Origin of the sequence: Brachyspira sp. (genome assembly GCF_029258575.1) — a bacterium.
In the GTDB taxonomy this organism is placed as follows: domain Bacteria; phylum Spirochaetota; class Brachyspiria; order Brachyspirales; family Brachyspiraceae; genus Brachyspira.
The window spans coordinates 1-5,354 of sequence record NZ_JARHYI010000055.1 but is presented as its reverse complement, the minus strand read 5'-3'; the positions used below and the strand labels follow the sequence as shown (position 1 = coordinate 5,354).

Annotated in this window: 6 protein-coding genes and 1 pseudogene; 1 reads left to right on the top strand and 6 read right to left on the bottom strand. The window is 28.6% G+C overall.

All coding sequences use genetic code 11. The features are described 5' to 3' along the window. Nucleotides 1-87: pseudogene (locus tag Q1J76_RS04505) on the bottom strand (IS1595 family transposase); the annotation flags it as partial. A 120-nt stretch (nt 88-207) separates the two neighbouring features. Between Q1J76_RS04505 and hisC the strand changes: the two are divergent. After that, nucleotides 208-1,272, top strand: a complete 1,065-nt coding sequence (hisC, locus tag Q1J76_RS04500) for a histidinol-phosphate transaminase (protein WP_300367437.1) — start codon at nt 208-210, stop codon at nt 1,270-1,272. Here the strand turns inward: hisC and Q1J76_RS04495 are convergent. From Q1J76_RS04495 to Q1J76_RS04475, 5 genes are all read right to left on the bottom strand, one after another. Then, on the bottom strand, nt 1,269-2,534 hold the full coding sequence (locus Q1J76_RS04495) for a M16 family metallopeptidase (protein ID WP_300367435.1): 1,266 nt from the start codon (nt 2,532-2,534) through the stop codon (nt 1,269-1,271). The two genes, hisC and Q1J76_RS04495, sit on opposite strands and share 4 nt — an antisense overlap. 176 nt (nt 2,535-2,710) lie before the next feature. Beyond that, nucleotides 2,711-3,838 (bottom strand): sodium ion-translocating decarboxylase subunit beta, encoded by a 1,128-nt coding sequence (locus Q1J76_RS04490; RefSeq protein WP_300367433.1) that lies wholly within the window; start codon nt 3,836-3,838, stop codon nt 2,711-2,713. 15 nt (nt 3,839-3,853) lie between these two features. Next, complete coding sequence (locus Q1J76_RS04485) at nt 3,854-4,252, bottom strand: biotin/lipoyl-containing protein (protein ID WP_300367431.1); 399 nt, start codon at nt 4,250-4,252, stop codon at nt 3,854-3,856. A gap of 66 nt (nt 4,253-4,318) precedes the next feature. Continuing rightward, nucleotides 4,319-4,639: an OadG family protein gene (locus tag Q1J76_RS04480; protein WP_300367429.1), complete on the bottom strand. Its 321-nt coding sequence runs from the start codon at nt 4,637-4,639 to the stop codon at nt 4,319-4,321. 28 nt (nt 4,640-4,667) lie between these two features. Further along, nucleotides 4,668-5,354, bottom strand: a 687-nt coding sequence (locus tag Q1J76_RS04475; protein ID WP_300367427.1) for an acyl-CoA carboxylase subunit beta, incomplete at its 5' end; no start/stop codon positions are given.

Here is a 5,354-nt window from a genome sequence, read left to right as displayed (position 1 = left end):
AACAGAAGCTGTTCGGGCTGTAGTTCCTGCAACAAAATGTTCTATTAACTTTAATTGTTTTTCTCGGCTTAATTTACTTCGTTTCATAACTAAATTATAACAAATTTAAGTTATCTAGGACAGCCCCTTATTTTTTATGGATTTTATAAAGATATCATATATAATAGACTTTCTATCTATAATATATAAAAGGAATTGGAATTATCTATGAATAATTTTCTAAGCAATAAAGCAAAATCTATTGAACCATATAAGCCAGGAGAACAGCCTAAAGATAAGAAATATATAAAACTAAATACTAATGAATGTCCCTATCCTCCGTCTCCATTGGTAAAAAAAATATTAATAGAAAGTTCTTTCGATGATTTAAGACTTTATCCTGATCCTAATGTTACAGAATTAAAAAAAGAAATATCAAAACTTTATAATGTTTATGAAAATAATATATTTATAGGAAATGGCTCTGATGAAATATTAGCATTCTCTTTTATGGCTTTCTTCAATAAAGGAGATAAAGTTTACTATCCTAATATTACATACAGTTTTTATTCTGTGTACTCATCACTTTTTGATTTAAAAGAAGTAAAAATACGATTGAAAGAGGATTTTACTATAGATATTAATGATTATAAAAATTTAGATTCTGGTATTTTTATAGCTAATCCCAATGCCCCTACAGGATTATTACTCACTCCTTCTCAAATAGAAGAAATTATAATAAACAATAAAGACAATATTGTTATAATAGATGAAGCATATATAGATTTTGCCGATACAGAAAGTGCTTATAAACTTATAAACAAATATGATAATCTTCTTGTTATACAAACATTTTCCAAATCAAGAGCATTGGCAGGTATAAGATTAGGTTTTGCTTTAGGAAATGAAAATCTTATTCAAGGGCTTAAAAATATTAAAGACTCTTTTAATTCATATACTATAAACAGATTTTCCATAATTGCTGGTATAGAAGCTGTTAAGGATAAAAGATACTTTGCAGAAACTATCAAAAAAATTATAGATACAAGAGAAAGAATAAAAATTCAATTAAAAGAATTGTATTTTAAAGTACTAGATTCAAAATCCAACTTTATATTTATATCTCATAAAAATATATTTGCAGAAGATATATATTCAAAATTAAGAGATAATGGAATACTAGTAAGATATTTTAAAACAGACCTTATTAGTAATTATATAAGAGTAACAATAGGTACAGATGAAGAGATGAATATTTTTATAGATAAAATAAAAGAGATAGTAAAATCTTAATTTAGTTTTAATTTTCTGCTCAAAGAATTACTAATATCTTTAGTTCCTTTCGCTCCAACTGATGTAAGGAAAAATTTTTTATTTAAAAGTTTTTCATCTATAACTTCATTAACCATCTTCAAATCAATTTTATCTATAATCTTATAAAGATCATTAAATGACACATATTTAGATAAATATAATTCATGTCTTGCATTCTTATTCATTATAAATTCAGCACTAAATTTACTGAAAGCCATAGAACCTTTATAACTCTCTTTAGCCTCTTCAAGCTCTTCTTCTGATATTCTTTCATTAATCAATTTTTCTATTTCATAATGAATACTTTCTATAGTTTCTTCATATCTATCCAAACTAGTAGAACCATGAATCTCGAATGTACCTCCATTAATAAAACTAGAATTATAACTATATATATTATAGCAAAGTCCTTTATTTTCTCTTATAGCCTGAAATAATCTAGAATAAGAACTTCCACCGAATATATCATTTATTATATTCATAGCATATCTTTTTCTATCATCACAAGCACTATATGAAGGAGTTAAAAGAGAGAAATAAACTTGATTGATTTCTTGTTTTTCTTTTGTTATAGTTTTATAATAAAAAGGAAGTTCTTCATTTATTGTTTTATTATTTTGCTCTAATTTGATTTCTTCCAATCTTTTAATAGAAGAATCTATATCAAAATTTCCTGCTATAGAAATTATAAGATTATTAGAATTGAAATGTGTTTTAAAATATGAGTAAATGCTATCTCTGCTTATTTTTTTTATATTATTGATATTTCCGCCTATTGGAAAACTCATAGAAGTGCCTTTATATGCAGCAGCAAAAAACTGATTTGCAGATATCTCTTCAGGAGTATCATTAGACATTTTAAGCTCTTCAATAATAACTTTTTTTTCTTTGTTTATATCTTCTTCTCTGAATGCTGAATTAAGTATAACATTTTCTAAAGTATCTATGGCTCTGTCAAAATATTTTGAAGTGATATTTATATAAAATGAAGTTAAATGCCTTGAAGTAAAAGCATTAAATATACCTCCAACCCCTTCTATAGATCTTATAATATCTTTAGCATTAGTATCATGTGTACCTTTAAAAAGCATATGCTCTATAAAATGAGTATATCCATTCTCCTCCTTGCTTTCATTAGCACTTCCTGTTAAAAATATAAAGCCTGTAGAAACCGTATCAAGCATAGGCATCTTTTCAAGTACAACTTTAGTTCCATTTTTTAATGTTAATCTTTTTACCATAGTTTTCCCACAAATATGTTATTGATTTCTATTATATATTAATTTTATAATTTTCGACAGTATAGTCATAAAATAAAATATATCAAAACTATAAAAAAACCCTACTTATTTTAATAATAAATAGGGTAACGATTAATATTAAAAATATTATTTTATATGTTTTGTATATTTATGTATCAATGGAAAAATGTTAAAAGTATTCCCATAACAATAGCACCAGATATTATACCTGATATATTAACTGCCATTGCATGAAGAAGCAGACAGTTTGAAGAACTATTCTCTTGACCATAAACATGGGCTCCCCAAGCAGGTATAGGAAACGCACTTAACCCTGCAGAACCAATTATAGGATTAACTTTTCCACCTGATAATATATTAATAATCTTAGCACTTATAATACCTATTGTAGTACTCAATATCAATGATAATAAGCCAAAGACAAATATAATTACTGTATCTAAAGTCATAAAATAATCAGCAGAAGCAGATGAACCTATAGCTATTCCTATAAGCATAGTCAATATACCTGTTAAAGACTTTTGTAAATTAACAGAGAAATTCTTAATGATATCAGATTCTCTTAAAATACTTCCAAATAAAAGAGCAGCTATAAGAGGAAAAGAATTTGATAAAAATATACCGCAAAGCCCCATAGCAATAACAGCAAATATAATTTTTTCTCCTCTTGAAACATGTCTTAAATAATTCATAGGAATTTTTCTTTCTTTTGTAGTAGTAAGCACCTTTGTAAGTCCAGACTGCAATGCAGGCAGAAGCTCCATATAAAGATATGCCGACATAACTATAGCAGCAAAATATTTAGGATCTGTAATTAAAGATGATATATACATAGCCAAAGCTCCATCAGCAGCCCCTATAATAGAAGTAGCAGCCGATAAACTTTCACCCATACTCATAGAACTCATTATGTAAAATACTATAAGTATTCCAATCTGCGAACTAGCACCTATAAAAAAATTTTTAGGATCAGCAAGTACAAGTCCCAAATCTATCATAGTTCCAACGGCAAAAAATACCAATACAGGATAAACCCCGCTTTCTGCTCCACTATGAAGTATACCCATAAAACTATTAATAACATTCTCTGTCATTTGAGGAAGAGGCATATTAGCAGCTAATATAGCAACCCCCATAGGCAGAAGAAGCAAAGGTTTCTTCTTATAATAGATAGACATATATATAAGATATGATCCTAAAAGCATCATTATAATCTGGGCTATAGTTGGAGGATAAAAACCTGTAAATAAATTGTTAAAATCCAAACCTAAAGCTTTATTCATATTCACCCCTTAATATTACTTAATCTGTAATATAACCTGACCTTCCACAACTGAAGAACCTTTTTCTACATGTATAGATTTTATCTCTCCTGAAGCAGGAGCAACTATTTCATTTTCCATTTTCATAGCTTCTAATATAGCAATAACCTGTCCTTCTTCTACCTTATCCCCTACAGCAACAGTAAATGATACTACGGTACCAGGCATAGCAGCTTTTACTGATATTGCATTCTCATCTATTGGAACTTGAACCGTATTTGATACAGGTGCTGCAGGTGCCACTTTAGGAGCTTGAACTGCAGGTGCTGGATTTACTATAGTAGAAACTGTTTTATGAGCTTCTACTGATTTTATTTCCTCAACTGTTACATCATAAGTTTTTCCATTAACGGTGATTTTATATTGTTTAGTCATAATTATATTTTCTCCAAAATATTTATTTTAATTATAGCTGCCAATTTATAGATATATTAAAAGCAGTTATTTCAATTTATTTACCCTATCAACCATACCCCATATAGGAGTTTTAGATTCTTGTATAGATGTAATTATAAATTTATTATTAGACATATTGGTATAAGCTGATATTGATGCTGTAATAACTGCAACAAGTTCAGTATCATCAAGCAAATCCTCTTCTTTAGTTTTGCTTTCCTCTACAACCTTGATAATCTCTTCTTCTTTTTTAATATTTCTAGTTTTGAAAATTACTCCCAAAATCAAAGATAATATATAAAAAACTAAAGCAACTATCAAAACAGATACCATACCAAATATTGTAATAGCCGCATTATGCTCCATTTAATTGCTCCTTAAAAACATTTATATTTTATAGAGGTATATTTCCATGCTTTCTAGGAAGTCTGCTCTCTCTCTTACTTGATAAAAGATGTAAAGCATTGATTAAATAACTTCTAGTATATTCTGGCTCTATCACATCATCAACATAACCTCTCACAGCAGCTCTGTAAGGATTAGCAAATTCTTTTTTATATTCTTCTATCTTTTCAGTTCTAACCTTTTTAGGATCCTGAGCATTATCTATTTCTTTTTTAAATATTATATTAGCAGCCCCATCAGGTCCCATAACGGCAATCTCAGCAGAAGGCCAAGCATAAACCATATCAGCACCCAAATGCTTGGAACACATAGCAATATAAGCTCCACCATAAGATTTTCTTATTATAAGAGTAATTTTAGGGGCAGTTGCCTCTGAATAAGCATATAAAAGTTTAGCACCATGTCTAATAACTCCATTATGTTCCTGTCCTACTCCAGGCAAATATCCTGCAGTATCAACTAATGTGACCAATGGAATATTAAAACTGTCGCAGAATCTTATGAAACGAGCCGCCTTATCTGCAGCATTAATATCCAATACTCCAGCCATTTCATTAGGCTGATTGGCTATAATACCTACAGATTTACCATCAAGACGTGCAAAACATATAACTATATTTTTAGCAAATAAAGGCTGAAGTTCAAAGAACTCTCCATTATCAACAACCCTCTTTAT

Coding starts and splice junctions, on each gene's coding strand:
- hisC (WP_300367437.1), top strand. CDS start 208: ATGAATAATTTTCTAAGCAATAAAGCAAAATCTATTGAACCATATAAG.
- Q1J76_RS04495 (WP_300367435.1), bottom strand. CDS start 2,534: ATGGTAAAAAGATTAACATTAAAAAATGGAACTAAAGTTGTACTTGAA.
- Q1J76_RS04490 (WP_300367433.1), bottom strand. CDS start 3,838: ATGAATAAAGCTTTAGGTTTGGATTTTAACAATTTATTTACAGGTTTT.
- Q1J76_RS04485 (WP_300367431.1), bottom strand. CDS start 4,252: ATGACTAAACAATATAAAATCACCGTTAATGGAAAAACTTATGATGTA.
- Q1J76_RS04480 (WP_300367429.1), bottom strand. CDS start 4,639: ATGGAGCATAATGCGGCTATTACAATATTTGGTATGGTATCTGTTTTG.